This is a genomic window from Lachnoanaerobaculum sp. Marseille-Q4761, assembly GCF_017565785.1.
Taxonomy (GTDB): Bacteria; Bacillota; Clostridia; order Lachnospirales; family Lachnospiraceae; genus Lachnoanaerobaculum.
In genome coordinates, this window is sequence record NZ_JAGEKB010000002.1 from 236738 (window position 1) to 254495 (window position 17758).

Sequence of the window (17758 nt, forward strand, 5' to 3'; positions counted from 1 at the left end):
ACTATAGTTTTTATTTTATAATACTAAACAAATTATTCCTGGCTTAATACTATTTTAAAATTCCGGCATCAAATATCTTTTGTAATGAAAGCATTATCCCAAGCTTTGCATGATACCAGGTAAGCCCTCCCTGGAAAAATACCGAATAAGGCTCCTTCATAGGTCCGTCGGCACTGAGTTCTATAGAAGAACCTCCTACAAAAGCCCCTGCCGCCATAATAACATCACTGTCATATCCGGGCATTGCCCAAGGTTCGGGCTTTACATAGGAATCCACCGGTGCGGCAGCCTGTATACCCTCACAAAAAGCACATAATGCCTTCGGATCTCTTAAGGTAATCTCCTGAATTATATCAAATCTTGGCTCGGTTGCATTCGGATGACATAAAAAGCCGAGACTCTCATACAGATTTGCTGCAAATATCGCTCCCTTTAAAGCTCCCGCAACCACTGTAGGTGCGAGGAAAAATCCCTGAAACATACTTGTATTCATTCCAAGACTTGCGCCTATTTCCTTACCAAGCCCCGGAGCCGAAAGTCTGAATGAAGCATTATCCACACATTCCTTACTTCCCACTATATAACCTCCGATTGGAGCCAATCCTCCTCCCGGATTTTTTATAAGAGAGCCTACTATCATATCCGCACCGACTTCAAGCGGCTCTATTCTTTCCACAAATTCACCATAGCAATTATCTACCATACATATAATATGTGGATTTATTGATTTTATAAATTTTATCAAATCACCTATTTGCTCCACAGATAAGGTCTTTCTGGTGGCATATCCCTTTGACCTTTGTATTGTAACCAGCTTTGTTCTCTTATTTATGGCATTTTTTATTCCTTCATAGTCAAACGAGCTCTCATTAAGCAAATCCACCTGCGAATATGTAACCCCATATTCCTTTAAGGATCCCCTTGAATCCCTTATTCCTATTACCTCTTCCAAAGTATCATAGGGCTTGCCTACAGGGGATAAAAGTTCATCACCCGGTCTTAAATTTCCCGAAAGTGCAACATGGAGTGCATGAGTACCGCTTACAAGCTGTGGTCTTACAAGTGCCGACTCACCTCTAAAGGCTGTGGCATATACATCTTCAAGCACATCCCTTCCAAGATCATTGTATCCATAACCTGTAGTCGCCGCAAAATGTATATCGCTTACCTTATGCTTTTGCATTGCATTAAGCACCTTCATCTGATTGTATTCGGCATTTTTATCAATCTCAAAAAACCTCTCCTCTAAAGATTTTAAAACTTTATTTGAAAGCTCTGCTACCCTTTTTGAAATACCGAATTCCTCATATATATTGTTTAAATCATTCATTGCTTATTCTTTCCGTGTTGATTTTTTCTATCATATAATCGACTATTTTTTCATTGTTTTCAAAGCTGTAAGGATCAATATATATTACATCCTTCTCCCTTTTAAACCATGTCACCTGTCTTTTTGCCATATGCCTTGTGTTTTGCTTTATATTTTCTATTGCGGTTTCAAGGCTCACATCTCCTTCAAGATATTCAATTATCTCCTTATAGCCTATTCCCTGCATAGAAATATTATGCTTTAAAAGTCCCATTTGTTTTAAGCTTTTTACTTCTTTTAAAAGACCTTTTTCCACCATAATATCCACCCTTTGATTTATTCTTTCATATAAAATATCTCTTGGAGGGTTTAATACAAAAAATCTGAAATCATATGGCGATATTTTATTTCTTTGTGTTTCATTATGTGATGAAATAGGGGCATTATTTATCATAAAATACTCTATTGCCCTGATTATTCTTTTTTTATTGTTTTTATGTATATTCTGTGCCGAAATACTGTCTATTTTTTTTAATATTTCATACATATAATCCGCACCCAGACTCTCATACTCTCTTTCAAGCTCTTCTCTTATAGAAGTATTATCTTCCTCATTATCAAAGTCAATATCATAGATAATAGATTGAATATAAAAGCCCGTACCTCCGACTATTATAGGTAAATGACCTCTTTTTGTAATTTCTTTTATGGCGGTCTTTACCATATTTTGAAACTTTACAATATTAAAGTCTTCTTTCGGATCCAGTACATCTATTAAATGATGTTTAATACCGCACATCTCCCCTCCGGAGATTTTTGCAGTCCCGACATCCATATATTTATATACCTGCATGGAATCCGCACTTATTATCTCTCCATTCATCCTTTTTGCCAAATCTATGGATACGGAGGTCTTTCCTGAAGCCGTAGGTCCTGCAAGAATTATCAATTTTTCCTTTGTCATACTATCCTTTTAAACTTCTTTTCAATCTCATACTTACTCATTTTTATTATGGTAGGTCTGCCGTGAGGACAATTATAGGGATTTTTTAGCGAAAGCAGTTCATCGAAAAGTTCATTTGCCTCCATCAATGAAATTCTCATATTTCCCTTTATAGCAGCCTTGCATGCCATAGATGCAGTCTTTGCAAGTATAATTTCTGATGGCGATATAATATCATAATTTGTACTGTCGGAAAGCATTTCATTAAAAAGCTCAGCCTTAGGTATGGATGGAAAAATATTCGGGATTGAATTTATTTTGTATTCTTTTCCGCCGAACTCCTCTATATCAAAACCCGCATTTTTAAATTCATCTAAATGTTTATTTAAAACATCCTGCTCCACATCGGTCAAAGTCACTATAATCGGGGGATTTATCATCTGAGCAGTTATTTTATTGTTTTTGCTCTCTCTTAATAATCTCTCGTACATCACCTTTTCATGTGCCGCATGCTGGTCAATAATATACATATCATTTTCAAGCTGTACAATCCAGTAGGTATCAAAAACCTGACCGACCACCTTTATATATTTTTTTGATTCTTTATCAAAGAATGATATTTGTGAAGCCTTTTCTTTATTTGCAGGAGTCTCTACGTCTGTAGGTATATCAGCTTCTTTGGTAGTTTTTATATTTTCCGTATTGTTTTCTGTCTTTATACCTGTATATGATATGTTTTCATTTATATCCGTATATGTTTTCTCCGTAGACTTGGAATCTGCATATTCTCCCTGTCTTATACTATTATTAAAATATATATTCTTTGAATTGTCTTCATTAAATAGTACCGAATCATTTTGTGGATTATATGAAGTTTCCTTTGGGACGGTCCACTGTATTTCATCATCCTTATCAGGCTTTGAGAAAGATATATCTCTTCTTCTATTTTCAAAGGGCTCGGGAGTATTTATAAAAGTTTTTTTCTCATTTGAAGTGTTTTTTCCTACAGGTACTTCCCTGACAGCACTTTGTGTTTTGAAAATATCTTCTACCGCCTCCTTTGCAGCATTGTATACAATATTTCTATCGGAGAATCTTACTTCCATTTTTCTTGGATGCACATTTACATCCACGCCCTCTATATCAAAGCTTAAAGCACAAAATGGATACTGATGCTGCATCAGCCTGTCTCCAAATCCGTCTTCTATAGCTTTTGAAATAATATTATCCTTTATATACCTTCCGTTTACAAAGATATTTTCAAGGTTTCTTGTACTTCTTGTGACCTCAGGTCTTGCAATTACACCACCTATTTTTATTCCGTCTTTTTCATAATCTATTACACATAATGCCTTGGAGATTTCTTTACCGTATAACTGATATATAATATCTTTTAAATTTCCGTTTCCGTTTGTCTGCAGTTTTATCTGATTATTTGATATAAATTTAAAGGCAATGCCGGTATTTGACATAGCCATCTTTTCCACCAGTTCACTGATATGCGCTCCTTCAGTGGATGCGGTTTTTAAAAATTTTCTCCTTGCCGGAGTATTATAAAAAATATCTCTGATAATTATACTGGTACCGTCAGGTGCTCCTATCTCCTCATATTCCACTTCGACTCCGCCTTCCATATAGTAGCGGACTCCGGTAAGCTCATCCCTTGTTTTTGTAATCATTTCGCATCTTGAAACGGCTGCAATACTTGAGAGGGCTTCACCTCTAAATCCGAGGCTTTTTATGGATATCAGGTCTTTATCGCTTATTATTTTGGATGTGGCATGCCTTAGAAAGGCTTTTTTTACTTCTTTTGCATCTATGCCGCAGCCATTGTCCGTTATTCTTATCAGGTCAATTCCGCCATTTTTTATTTCTACTGTGATGGAAGAACTTCCTGCATCTATTGAATTTTCCAAAAGTTCCTTTACTATTGATGCCGGACGCTCTACCACCTCACCTGCGGCAATCTTATCAATAGTACCCTTATCCAGTATATTTATCATAAGCCCTTCCTCCTTTATTATAATAGGTTATTTTACACCCTGTTCTTAATTTTATTCTGCAAAGCATACAATGTGTTTAGTGCATCCATCGGAGTCATGGTTGTAATATCTATATCCGATATTTCTTTAATGATTGTATCATTGTTCACTGCATCAAACAATGAAAGCTGCCCTGCCTCCACCTCGCTCATCTTCTTTACAGGTTTCCTCTTTGATGCTGTGGGAGTTGCCTCTGCTATTTCTCTTGCCTTTGTAGCAATATCGGCACCCGATAATTCTTCTATAAGTTCCTTTGCTCTATTGGTTACACTCTCAGGCACACCTGCAAGCTTTGCCACCTGTATGCCATAGCTCTTATCGGCACCGCCTGTAATTATCTTTCTTAAGAATACAATATTGTCACCGTTTTCCTTAACTGAAATACAGTAATTGTTTACTCCGGGAAGTGTACCCTCAAGCTCCGATAATTCATGATAATGTGTGGCAAAAAGAGTCTTGGCACCTATAAGCTTTACATTTGAGATATGCTCCACCACAGCCCATGCAATTGCAAGCCCGTCAAAAGTGGATGTACCTCTTCCGATTTCATCCAAAATAACCAAAGAATTTCTTGTGGCATTTCTTAAAATATTTGCGACCTCTGTCATCTCCACCATAAAAGTGGACTGACCGCTTGCAAGATCATCCGATGCCCCGACTCTGGTAAATATTCTGTCACATACACATAGACTTGCTTTTTTTGCCGGCACAAAGCTTCCTATCTGAGCCATCATACAAATAAGTGCAGTCTGTCTCATATATGTGGATTTACCTGCCATATTCGGACCGGTAATAATTGACATCCTTTTTTTATTCTGATCAAGATAGGTATCATTTACAATAAAGGAATCATCTTTTAGCATGGTTTCTACCACCGGATGTCTACCATCCTTTATATCAATTATCCCTGTAGTATTTATCTCAGGCCTTGCATAATTATTATTATAAGCTACTGTAGCCAGTGAGCAAACGGCATCTATATAGGCAATGGATTTTGCACTTGATTGTATTCTGTTTACATTATTTGCAATTTCTTCTCTTACCTCTACAAAAATCTCATACTCCAAACTGTTTAGCTTATCCTCGGCTCCAAGGATGATATTCTCCAAATCTTTTAGTTTATCGGTAGTATATCTTTCCGCATTTGTAAGCGTCTGCTTCCTGACAAAATAATCAGGCACCATATTTTTAAATGAATTGGTAACCTCAAAATAATAGCCGAATACCTTATTAAACTTTATTTTCAGATTTTTGATACCGGTCTTTTCCTTCTCCTCGGATTCTAAAGAAGCCAGCCAGTTTTTCCCCTCCGTCTTTGCCTGCCTTAATTTGTCTATTTCAGCGTTATAGCCTGTATTTATTATATTTCCTTCTTTTAGAGAAAGAGGGCTGTCCTCATTTATAGCCCTGTCAATGATGTCAATGATATCCTCAAGCCTGTCCAGATTTTCATCAGTTCTTTTTATCTCTTTTGCCTCAAATGTCTTTAAAACATCCTTTATAGGGCTTATCATCTTCATTGATGCGGATAATGATAAAAGATCTCTTGTATTTGCGCTCTTTGTCACCACTCTTGACATAAGTCTTTCAAGGTCGTAAACCGGATTTAGATACTCTCTTAATTCCTCTCTGTCAATATATCTGTCAAAAAGTTCGGCTACCGCATCCTGCCTGCCTATAATTTTCTCTCTGTTTACAAGCGGCTGCTCCAAAAAGCTTCTAAGCATTCTTGCACCCATTGCTGTATTTGTCTTATCAAGCACTCCAAGAAGTGATCCGCTTTTCTTTTTTTCTCTCATGGTTTCAACCAGTTCAAGATTTCTTCTGGAAGCTGTATCGACAATCATATAATCCCCGTTTTTATAGGCGGTTATTCCAACTATCTGTGCACATGAGCTCTTTTGCATCTCATGCAGATATCTCAGCATCGCACCTGATGATATGGTGGCATCCAAAAATTCTGAAAGCCCCAAAGCCTCAATACTTGAAACCGAAAAATGCCTTTTTAATATATCTATACCGGCTTTTTCATTAAAATATGAATTATCAAGAGAGGTTATTGTAATATTATATTTTTTTCTAAGCTCATCAAGGGAAATACCGCTGATTTCAAAGGCATGATTACATATAATTTCAGTAGGCTGATACTTTTGTATCTCATCAAAAAGCTCTCTTATAGAAACCAGTTCCGTTACAAAAAAATCACCTGTTGATATATCACAGATAGCAAGTCCGAATCTCTCATCTATATAAAAGATAGAAATAATATAATTATTTCTGTCATCAGCAAGTACACCGGTACTTGTGATGGTTCCCGGTGTAACAATCCTTACAACCTCTCTTTTTACAAGCCCCTTTGCAAGCTTAGGATCTTCCATCTGCTCTGCAATAGCTACCTTATGTCCATTTTGTACAAGTCTGTTTATATATGTTTCCGCAGCATGATAGGGTACACCGCACATGGGTGCTCTCTCCTTTAGCCCGCAGTCCTTACCTGTAAGTGTAAGTTCGAGCTCCCTTGCAACCTCTATTGCATCATCAAAAAACATCTCATAAAAATCACCTAAACGATAAAAAAGTATACAATCCGGATACTCATTTTTAGTTTCCAGATACTTTGACATCATTGGAGATAGTGCCATTTATACCTCACTTGTCTTTATATGTCCCATATAATAAAAGCCCTTAGCTTCGTCCAAAATCACATCCACTATTTCACCTATAAGCCTCTCCTGACCTTTAAAATGCACTGTCAGATTGTTTTCAAGCTTTCCGGTAAGATAACCTTCCAGATGTTCATTCTTTCCCTCTACCAATGCGGGCATACATTTTCCTTCATTTTTCTTTGTATTCTCAGCCGCAATATCCTGTACAGTCTTTAAAAGTCTGTCAAATCTGTCCTTTATAGCCTTCGGATCCACCTGTTCTTCCATCTTTGCAGCCGGAGTTCCCGAACGCTTTGAATATATAAATGTAAATGCGGAATCATAACGAACCTCCTTTACAACCTCCAAGGTATCAAGGAAATCTCCTTCCGTTTCTCCCGGGAATCCCACTATAATATCAGTTGTAAGTGAAATATCAGGAATAGCCGTCTTTATTCTCTTTACAAGATTCAGATAATCTTCCTTTGTATAAACTCTGTTCATCTTTTTTAATATAGCTGAGCTTCCCGATTGTAAAGGCAGGTGAAGATGTTTACAAATCTTTTTATTATTTTTCATTACCTCTATAACTTCATCTGAAAGATCCTTTGGATGAGGTGTCATAAATCTTAATCTCTCAAGTCCCTCAATCTCTGCTATTCTCTCTAAAAGTCCGGCAAAGCTTATCTCTTCTTCAAGCCCTCTGCCGTATGAGTTTACATTTTGCCCAAGAAGCATAATCTCCTTTACACCGTCAGCCACCAAGGTTTTAATCTCATCTATTATTTCCTCAGGCTTTCTTGAGCGCTCTCTTCCTCTTACATACGGAACTATGCAATAGCTGCAAAAATTATTACAGCCGAAAGTAATATTTACACCGGATTTAAAAGCATACTGCCTTTTATTTGGCAGTTTTTCCACAATCATATCCGCACTTTCCATTACATTGATTATCTGCTTTTTTGTTGTAAGATGGTCAAAAAGTATCTCCGCCAGCTTATATATATTATGAGTTCCAAAAACCAGGTCTACATGTCTGTATGATTTTTTTATTTTTTCAACTTCCTCGGCTTCCTGCATCATACATCCGCAGATACCGATAATCATATCATGATTTTTTTCTTTACTTTTTTTAAGCTGTCCCACCCTTCCGTAAAGCCTGTCGTTTGCATTCTCTCTTACAGTACAAGTGTTAAAGAGAACAAGATCCGCATCTTCCTCATTCTCAGCCTCTGTATATCCTATGCCGCTAAGTATTCCCGAAAGCTTTTCGGAATCCCTCGCATTCATTTGGCATCCGAAGGTTACCACTTTATATGTCGGATATGCTCCCTTGTCCATAGCCCTTGAATGTATTATATCATTGACCTCAGACATAAAATATTCCTGTCTTAAAGGTTCTTCATTAGGTATTAAATTCTCCATAATCCTCTTTCTAAATCGTTTTAATCACCGGCAAAACTTCTCTAAATTATATCATCTAAGCGCCATTACCTGCCACAATAATATAATCCATTAAAATATCATGCTCTTCGGCAACAAAATCTATATCAATCTGAAAATCATATGCCAAACCGTATAATATATTATTCCTGTGTAGTCCAAAGTATTTATCATAAAATCCTCCGCCAAAGCCAAGTCTTTGTTGATATTTATTAAGTCCTATAAGGGGTACTAAAACATGAGCGTTCTCGGCAATGATCTCCTCAGAGTTTAAATCCGGCTCCATAATGCCAAACTTTGATTTTACCAAACTGTCAAGTGAGTTTATCTTAAAAAATCTCATTTCCTTTCCACAGACTCTCGGTAAGCCCAAGGTAATATCCGCATCATACTTATCTTTATAATATTCTGTAAGTATTTTAAGAAATAAAGGTCTTAAGTCTATCTCATTACCAAGCGGCATAAAGCCTAAAATTGTGATTTTACCGGTTTTTTTTATTAAATTTTCAATCTCTTTTATTATGCTTTCACTTGCCGCCAAAACCTCCGTCCTTGAAAGCGAATTTCTTTTTTCAAGTAATTCTTTTCTAAGCTCCGGCTTATTCATTTTTATTTCCGAATTTTTTGCCAAGATCCGTTATACTTCCGTCAGCCTCTTTTATAGAAATATTATTAAGGTTAGCCCTTAAGCTTTCTCTTATTGTTTCAATATACTCTTTTCTGAGTGCCGCCTGCTCCTGTTTTTCCTCCTCTGTCAGACCTACACTTTTTTGCTTATGAGCCAATGTATTTATTCTGTCAATCTTTGTATTATCCATGTTTCACCTACTATTCCAAACAATTTAACCAATCAAAATCCTTATTTATTTTTGCGGGGAAATATGTTCCTATTTCCTCTCCGTTTACAATATTTTCTATTATACTCATATCTTCGGCACTTGCAATTACCATATCACTACCAGAGTTTGTTGCAATCTGTGCAGCCAACAACTTAGTATACATTCCGCCTGTGCCGAGTGCAGACTTTGATGTGGATTTTCCCATACCCATATATTTATCTACATCCTCTACAAAATCTATAAATTTTGCATCCTTATTTGTGTTCGGATCATCAGTATATAATCCGTCGATATCCGATAAAAGTATAAGAAGATCCGCCTCCACAAGGGCACTTACAAGCGCCGACAATCTGTCATTATCACCGAATTGAATCTCATAGGTGGATATTGTATCATTCTCATTTACTATAGGTACCGCCTTATATTCCAAAAGCTGTGAAAAAGTGGCTTTGGCATTATCACGATAAGTATCATTTGTTATCGTTGATTTTGTCATCAAAATCTGTGCTATTCTAAGATTGTATTCCGAAAAAAGTTTCTTATACTCCATTATAAGTCTTGCCTGACCTACAGCTGCAAGCGCCTGTTTTTCTGAAAGTGTGGTCGGTTTTCCGTTTATTCCAAGTGCATGTCTGCCTGCTGCAATAGCACCTGATGAAACAAGGATAACATCTTTTCCGGCGCCTTTTAAATCCGCAATCTGCCTGATAAGTTTTTCGATTTTTGAGATATATAGCTCACCGGTTTCACTATGTGTAATGCTTGAGGATCCTATCTTTATAACAATCCTTTTTGCATCCTTTACTTTCTGTCTTATATTCATATTTACTCCTTAAACCTGTCAATGATTTTTTCTGCAACCTTCAGTCCGTCCATGGCGGCACTCATTATACCTCCGGCATATCCCGCACCCTCACCACAGGGATATATACCAGGGAAGTTGGCCTCCAGAGATTCATTTCTGCTTATTCTTATCGGTGATGAAGTCCTTGACTCAATTGCTGCCACATAGGCATCTTCATTTATAAAGCCCTTTATTTTTCTGTTAAAATCAGAAAATGCTTCTTTTATGCTCTCATAAATTTCTTTCGGAAAAAGTCTGTCAACTCTTGCAACAGTGGTATTTCCCTTTATTTTAAGATTATTTATATCAAAATTTTCACTGTCTCTTCCCTCTAAAAAATCTACCAGTCTTTGCACAGGCACTCTGCCCTTCCCCATTTCAAACGCTCTTTCTTCCAATGCTCTTTGAAAATCAATACCCATTAAAGGATCAAAAGCCTTACCGAATTTCTCAAAATCTTCTTGCGATACACTGACAATAATTGCAGAATTTGCCTCTCCGGAATCCCTCTTATGATAGCTCATACCGTTGATTGCAATTCTCTCACTCTCGGTGGAGGCATTTACTATAAACCCTCCCGGGCACATACAAAATGAATACACCCCCCTGCCGAGGCTTGATTTAAATGTGAGCTTATACGGTGCAGGTGAGAGAAAATCCGCTTCCCTTTCACCATATTGGGAAACATCTATCAAATGCTGCGAATGTGATACTCTTATACCAAGTGCAAATGACTTCGGCTCCATATAAACTCCAAGTTCCTTTAAAAGCTTAAAAGTATCTCTTGCACTATGTCCAAGCGCCAGTATGATATTCTCACATACTATACTTTCCTGCTTTTTTGTCTTTGTATTTATAAACTTAATCCGCTTTTTGTTTTCCGAGATATTTTCTATATCTATAAGCTTTGTATTAAACCGAATTTCACCGCCAAGAGATTTTATTTCTTCTCTTATATTTTTAACTATGCCTGTTAAAAGATCGGTTCCTATATGAGGTTTATTATCATATATTATTTCCTGCGGTGCTCCGTATTCCACCAAAGTTTTTAAAACATATTTATTTCTGCCGAATGTATCCTTTACAAGTGTATTTAACTTTCCGTCAGAAAATGTACCTGCCCCTCCCTCTCCGAAGGATACATTTGATTCAAGATTAAGTTCGCCGTCCTTCCAAAATTTATTTACGGTAACTTCCCTGTCTTCAACACATTCTCCACGCTCTGTTACTATAGGTCGTAATCCTTTTTTTGCAAGCAAAAATGCGGCAAATATACCTGCCGGACCAAAGCCTACAACCACAGGTCTTTTAACCTCCTCTATATCAAAAGCCCCTATACTCTCATAAGCGTATTCCACCTGTTTTGCCGTAGTAAGATTTTTATTCTTCTTTAAGTACTTTTTTTCATTTGATACATTTACATCCAATGAATATGAATAGTAGATATCCGGCTTTTTCCTGGCATCCACCGATTTTTTTATAATTTTATAATCTATTATTTCATCTATATTACAGCCGATTGTTACGGCAATTTTTTTCTTTAAATCATTTTCATCATGATGAACATTTATCTGTAAAGAATTTATATGTAACATTCTTAATATCCTTATCCTATAATACCTGCCCTGCTATATACCCTGATGTCCATGCCCATTGCAAATTATAGCCTCCGCATATTCCGTCCACATCCAGTATCTCACCTGCAAAGTATAGATTTTTTATACCCTTATACATCAAATTATCATCCATAAGGTCAAGTGAAATACCTCCTGTACAAACCTGACATTTATCAAAATCTCCGCTTTTTAAAGCAGTGAAATCCATATTCTTACATATTTCAACAAGCCTTAAAAAACTTTTTTTCTCACATTTTTTTATATCCAAGTCAGCTTTGATATCCGCCATTCTCAGTATTCCAAGCCAAAGTTTGATATTTATAAGCCCGTTCCCCATATCTTCCATAGTTCTGAATGAAGGTATTTTTGTTCTGTTGTTTAATATTTTTTCTATATCTCCGATATGTGAAAACATATCAAGTCTGATTTTGACTTTTTTATTTTTGTTTAAATAAAGGCTTACATATCTGCTGATTTGAAAAGTGGGTATACCTGATATTCCGGTATCACTAAATTGCAGTTCTCCAAAATCGCCTGCTTCTATCTTTCCGTCAACAATTACGGATATTTTGCCCTTTGCTCTGACTCCGCTTGCTGTTTTAAAGAAGTTTTTATTATCAAGGAAAATACCGCAAAGTGCCGGCAGGCAGGTATTATATTTTATATTCAGCCTTTTAAGCAATGGTAAAAACGAACCGTCACTCCCCAGTTTTGGCGCCGCCATAAGTCCTGTGGCTATAATAATTTTATCAAAGAAAAGCTTCTTGGTATTTTTATTTTCCGTATTGCAGATATTTAATTGAAAAACATCACTGTCTTTATTTATATCCTTTACATAGGTATTTAAAAGTATTTTTACATCATATCTGCCAAGCTCCATCAACAGGGCATTTCTTATAGATGCCGCCTGTTCCGAATTCGGGTAAACATAGCCATCCTTTATATACTCCACCACCCCAATACTGTTGAAAAATTTTATAATATCATATTGATTAAATCTTTCTATAAACTTTATAGCCCTGTCATTATTGTGAAAATGTGAGGAGTCCATTTTTATATTTGTAAAATTACATTTTCCGTTTCCTGTGGAGAGTATCTTTTTTAAAAGCTTATCATTATGCTCTATTACAGTGACCTCATTTTTTCCTTTACACGCAAATAGAGCAGACATAATACCTGCTGCTCCACCGCCAATAATACCAACTTTCATTTCAAAAGCCTGACTTTCTGTAAAATACTTACTATCTTTTTGCCCTTCGGCATTTGTAATATTTCATTCTTTGTTATAGTTTTTGTACCGATTAAAAGTATTGCATATACAGGTGCACCCACTAAAATAGGTATTGCAGTCTGCATAAGTCTGCTGTTTATTTTAACAGATGTATAACAATATACCATATATACAATTATTCCCATTATACCCGCACATATAAAAGGCATAAGAAAGGTCTTTATCATTTCCTGTTTATAATATAAATTTTTCCTTATACTTCTTGCATTTAAAATACACATAGACAGAGCAAAAACCATATTCCCGAAAACCAAACCTATTATATTGAGCTTAAGTGTAAATAATAATATATATAATATTATAAAATGTATTATCAAAGAGATAAATGCATTCTTAACAGGCTTATTTATAAGACTTGTTCCCTGTAGGATAGCATTTGTAACCGTTGAAACGGAATATAAAACTACCACACCCGAGCCTATAATCATTAAATATGATGCCATCATAGCATCTTGAGTCTCTTTAAACATTATTCCCATTACAGGTACAGAAATCACCGCAAGCCCGATAGCACATGGGAAACTTACAATGGATGCAAATCTGATTACCATTGAAATCTTTGAGTTTACATCAGCTCTTTCACCCCTGCTGAAACTCCTTGAAATTGCAGGAATAAGTGATGATGACATTGCATTTGATATTGCTACAGGCACATTTACAAGTACAAGATATCCTCCCGTATATATACCGTAAAGCTTTGAAGCTTCCTTCTCCAAACCCAACGCCTTCATACTCTGCCCAAATACCATACCGTCCAAAACCGAATTTATATTATAAATTGCGGTGGAGGCTATTACAGGTATTACAGTAAGTATAAGTATTCTGGTAATGGTATTAAAGCTCTCTTTTCTGGCTGATTTATCATCTTTTATCTTTTTTCTTCTATCCTTTGCTGAAAGAAAAAAGAATATCAGCACAACTGCCAACGCTATAACTGTACCTGCGCCTGTACCTATAGTACTTCCTGCCCCACCGTAAGCCGCTTTTATCTCCTCAGATTTAGCCTGTCTTACTGCCATCTCACAAAGATAGTAAGCCGCACCTACCGATACAACAGCATTTACTATCTGCTCAAATATCTGTGAAAGAGCGGTGGGAATCATATTGGAATGTCCCTGAAAATATCCTCGAAGCACTCCAAGATATGCCATAATCCATATCGTCGGTGCCAGACTTTGAAGTGCATATTTTGCAAGCGGCATTTGATATAGACTGCTTGCAAAAAAATCCGCTCCGAAAAAAGCCACTATAGAACCCAGACCACCCATTATAGTTGCATATATCAGCGCAGCCTTAAGTATTTTATTGGCATTTTTATATTCATTCTTTAAAATTCTTACAGAAACCATCTTACTGACTGCCAATGGCAATGAGTATGAGGACAATAAAAGGATTATTGTATATACATTGTATGCTATAGAGTAATACCCCATTCCGTCTGCCCCTATCACTCTAAGAAGCGGCACTCTGTATGCAAGCCCTATAAATCTGACCAAAATCCCTGCAATCGCCAATATGGCTCCCTGCACCAAAAAATTATTAGATTCTGTTTTTGTTGTTTTCACCGGCATTATCTGCTAATCCCCTCAAACTCTAAAATTTTTCTCTGTCTGTCTTCCATATCTTTTCTTTCATCATCAATCATATGGTCATATCCCATAAGATGTAGCATTGAATGAACAACCAAAAAAGCAAGTTCTCTGGTTTGACTATGTCCGTATTCCCTTGCCTGTTCAATTATATGCTCTGTTGAAAGTATTATATCACCCAAAAGCAGCTCGCCGCTTTCGGGATTAAATGCATCCACATTTTCTTCGATATTATCAAAATTACCCGGAATATCAAATTCATTAAAAGGAAAAGACAGCACATCTGTAGACTTATCAATTCCTCTGTATTCATTATTTATTCTTCTTATTTCATCATCATCCACAATAGTAACAGAAACCTCCGCTTCATACGGACAATCCTCAAAATCAAGCGATGCCACTACCATTTTGTTTATTATATCTTCATATGGTATATCCAGTTTTATTTTAGACTCATAGCTTATCTCTATAGTCATACTCCCTCGCCATTATATAATCAGCCAAAGCCACATTATACTTTTCTAAAACACCTATTTTCTAAACCTTTTCCTGTCATCCTTTGATATATTTTTCTTTTCATATATATCGTATGCTTCTACTATTTTTTGAACAAGAGGATGCCTTACCACATCCTTATTGGTCAACATACATATTCCTATATCATTTATATTTTTTAATATTTTAAGTGCGCTGTCAAGACCTGATGTCTGCCCCTGAGGCAAATCTTTCTGACTCTGATCTCCTGTTACTATTACTTTTGAACCGAAACCTATTCTTGTCAAAAACATCTTCATCTGAGCCGGAGTGGTATTCTGCGCTTCATCCAGTATTATAAAGGCATTATCAAGCGTTCTTCCTCTCATATATGCAAGAGGAGCAACCTCTATAAGCCCCTTTTCCTGATTATGCAAAAAACTGTCGGCTCCCATTATCTGATAAAGCGCATCATATAGCGGTCTTAAATACGGATCTATCTTACTTTGTAAATCCCCGGGTAAAAATCCCAGTTTTTCTCCCGCCTCTATAGCCGGTCTTGTAAGGATGATTCTATTTACAGTACCCTCTTTAAAGGCTTGTATAGCCATTGCCATTGCCAGATAGGTCTTTCCTGTTCCTGCCGGACCTACACCGAAAACTATCATCTTTTCTCTTATCAGGTCCACATATTGCTTTTGTCCCAGAGTTTTGGGCTTTATGGGCTTTCCCAGTATGGTTCTTGCTATTACATCCTTATCAATCTCAAGGATTATATTATCCTCCAATGTAAATGACAATGAAAGTGCATAGTCTACATTTTGCTCTGTGATTTGATTTCCTCTTTTTGACAATTCAATCAGATTATTAAAAACAGATTTAGCCTTATCTACATAAGCCTTAGGTCCGATTACCTTTATGCTGCCGTCTCTGGCAATCATACTTACCTTCAGCGTTCTCTCTATTTTCTTTAAATATACATCAAATTCACCACAGACATTCCTTTCATGTTCCATAGGTATATCTATAATATTTTCAATTATACTCAAATTATTCTCCTAAAAAGTTTTCTTTAAAAAGAAAACCCCGGTCAAATGACCGAGGTTGTGAAAACACGCAATTAATTAAACTTACGCTTTCTAGCTGCTTCAGACTTTTTCTTGCGTCTTACGCTTGGCTTCTCGTAATGCTCTCTCTTACGAATTTCTTGTTGAATGCCTGCCTTAGCACAATTTCTTTTAAATCTTCTAAGTGCACTGTCAAGACTCTCGTTTTCTTTCACAATCACGTTTGACATCTAAGATCTAACCTCCCTCCGGTTGTGAAATTCAAAATCTATCTCATTATACCATAAAGTATAGATTCGTCAATATATTATTTGAAATAAATATGCTTTGTATAAGCCTTATATTTATATATAAGCCATATAGTTTCAAAAATAAATACTCTTCATCATTACTAATACGAATTATTAATCCAAGTTTAATATTATGATATCTGTAATAGCCGATAATACCGTTTATAACCACTATAAACTTATATTCTAAATCATAGCTCTTTTATATATTGTTTTAGATAAGTGCAACATAATCGCTATACAACTATGATATCTTCTTATACCTTTGATATCTGCTTCTTGGCTTACCGGGAACCGTCATCTCCACAAGCCCCATCTCTATAGCCGGATTAAGATAGTTTTTTCTAAAGGTGGGTTTATGTGTCATACCAAGTCTTAGCATTATCTCATTGGTTGATAACACCTCATTACCCAATACATCTACCAGCTTTTTTGCAAAGGAGTTTATATTGGAAGGAATTTCCACATTTCTTTGTGGCTTTACATCATAATTTTTAACCTGCTTTTTTTCATTTTTTACTTCAGGCAGTTTTGCATCTTTTAGCATACAAAGTATTGTATCAAGTATAAACTCGACAAATCTGTTGCAGCCACCTTCTCTTTCAATATTTAAAAGCGTTTCCTTATATCCCTGTATTTTATTATAAAGTTCCTCTTCCAAAGGCAGACAAAAAAATACATCCTTCCATTTACAAAGCAATAAATCAAACCACAATCTGGCTATAAGTCCGTTTCCATCCGCAAAGGGCTCTAAAAATTCAAACTCAAAATAAGCTATAATACTTTTTATAAGAGGATGAAGCTCAGATACTTTACACCATTCAAAAACATCTCTGATTGCTCCCGCAAGAAATCTTGACGGAAATATATTGCTCTCAAATAATCCACCATGCAAATCCGCCAAACGGTCTTGTCTATAGCCGGAATTTTCTATTCCAAAACCGCTAAATATCATCTTATAAGCAAACAATAAATCATTTGCAGAGTAAGGATTAAGTTTAAGTGACATGTCGTAGGCCTCAAACATATTCTTTACAAGCTTTGCATCTTTATTATCCTGACCTATACTTTTATCGACTATGATTTCTCGTACATGTTCATACGAAATATTACTGTTTTCCATGGCCAATGAAGCATATACCTTTTTTATTATACTCTCTTTTCTGAGATCATTATTTATTCTACCCTCAAAAAGCAAACCGACTCTTCCAACTTCTTTACTTATTTCAATCAATAAGCTTATCATTTTATCGCTCATACAAAAAAGCGGACTATACTCTCTCATAAACAACTCCAAAATAAACATATCTTCCGATATCTTAATCATATCAAGATCATGTTTCCACTCGTCACATATTTTATAGTA

General features: G+C 36.1%; 15 protein-coding genes. All 15 read right to left on the reverse strand.

Annotated elements, in window-relative coordinates; translation table 11 throughout:
• Positions 1-49: 49 nt before the first annotated feature.
• The gene (locus tag J4O15_RS08325; RefSeq protein ID WP_208100421.1) at positions 50-1330 is read right to left on the reverse strand and encodes a methionine gamma-lyase family protein; all 1281 of its coding nucleotides are present in this window, start codon (positions 1328-1330) and stop codon (positions 50-52) included.
• On the reverse strand, positions 1323-2273 hold the full coding sequence (gene miaA / locus J4O15_RS08330; RefSeq protein ID WP_208100422.1) for a tRNA (adenosine(37)-N6)-dimethylallyltransferase MiaA: 951 nt from the start codon (positions 2271-2273) through the stop codon (positions 1323-1325). Before miaA ends, J4O15_RS08325 begins: the two co-directional genes overlap by 8 nt.
• A complete protein-coding gene (gene mutL, locus J4O15_RS08335) occupies positions 2270-4255 on the reverse strand; it encodes a DNA mismatch repair endonuclease MutL (RefSeq protein WP_208100423.1) in 1986 nt (661 codons plus the stop codon). Before mutL ends, miaA begins: the two co-directional genes overlap by 4 nt.
• A 32-nt stretch (positions 4256-4287) precedes the next feature.
• Positions 4288-6936, reverse strand: a complete 2649-nt coding sequence (mutS, locus tag J4O15_RS08340; protein ID WP_208100424.1) for a DNA mismatch repair protein MutS — start codon at positions 6934-6936, stop codon at positions 4288-4290.
• Complete coding sequence (miaB, locus tag J4O15_RS08345) at positions 6937-8364, reverse strand: tRNA (N6-isopentenyl adenosine(37)-C2)-methylthiotransferase MiaB (RefSeq protein ID WP_208100425.1); 1428 nt, start codon at positions 8362-8364, stop codon at positions 6937-6939. It abuts the gene before it with no gap.
• Positions 8365-8419: 55 nt separating this feature from the next.
• Complete coding sequence (locus J4O15_RS08350; protein WP_208100426.1) at positions 8420-8989, reverse strand: 5-formyltetrahydrofolate cyclo-ligase; 570 nt, start codon at positions 8987-8989, stop codon at positions 8420-8422.
• Entirely contained in the window at positions 8982-9200 is a 219-nt protein-coding gene (locus J4O15_RS08355) for a DUF896 domain-containing protein (protein ID WP_208100427.1), read from the reverse strand. Before J4O15_RS08355 ends, J4O15_RS08350 begins: the two co-directional genes overlap by 8 nt.
• A gap of 10 nt (positions 9201-9210) precedes the next feature.
• The gene (gene proB / locus J4O15_RS08360) at positions 9211-10044 is read right to left on the reverse strand and encodes a glutamate 5-kinase (protein ID WP_208100428.1); all 834 of its coding nucleotides are present in this window, start codon (positions 10042-10044) and stop codon (positions 9211-9213) included.
• Between the two features lie 2 nt (positions 10045-10046).
• Positions 10047-11660, reverse strand: a complete 1614-nt coding sequence (locus tag J4O15_RS08365) for an NAD(P)/FAD-dependent oxidoreductase (RefSeq protein ID WP_208100429.1) — start codon at positions 11658-11660, stop codon at positions 10047-10049.
• Positions 11661-11676: 16 nt separating this feature from the next.
• The gene (locus J4O15_RS08370; protein WP_208100430.1) at positions 11677-12891 is read right to left on the reverse strand and encodes an aminoacetone oxidase family FAD-binding enzyme; all 1215 of its coding nucleotides are present in this window, start codon (positions 12889-12891) and stop codon (positions 11677-11679) included.
• Positions 12888-14543 carry a putative polysaccharide biosynthesis protein gene (locus J4O15_RS08375; protein ID WP_208100431.1) on the reverse strand — a complete coding sequence of 552 codons (1656 nt, stop codon included), beginning with the start codon at positions 14541-14543 and terminating at the stop codon, positions 12888-12890. The genes J4O15_RS08370 and J4O15_RS08375 overlap by 4 nt, the downstream gene beginning before the upstream one ends.
• On the reverse strand, positions 14543-15037 hold the full coding sequence (ybeY, locus tag J4O15_RS08380) for an rRNA maturation RNase YbeY (RefSeq protein WP_208100432.1): 495 nt from the start codon (positions 15035-15037) through the stop codon (positions 14543-14545). Before ybeY ends, J4O15_RS08375 begins: the two co-directional genes overlap by 1 nt.
• Positions 15038-15091: 54 nt before the next feature.
• Entirely contained in the window at positions 15092-16084 is a 993-nt protein-coding gene (locus tag J4O15_RS08385) for a PhoH family protein (protein ID WP_208100433.1), read from the reverse strand.
• A 71-nt stretch (positions 16085-16155) separates the two neighbouring features.
• Positions 16156-16332, reverse strand: coding sequence for a 30S ribosomal protein S21 (gene rpsU / locus J4O15_RS08390; RefSeq protein ID WP_005539624.1), 177 nt, complete (start codon positions 16330-16332; stop codon positions 16156-16158).
• 304 nt (positions 16333-16636) lie between these two features.
• Positions 16637-17719 carry a Fic family protein gene (locus tag J4O15_RS08395; protein ID WP_243762014.1) on the reverse strand — a complete coding sequence of 361 codons (1083 nt, stop codon included), beginning with the start codon at positions 17717-17719 and terminating at the stop codon, positions 16637-16639.
• Positions 17720-17758 lie beyond the last annotated feature (39 nt).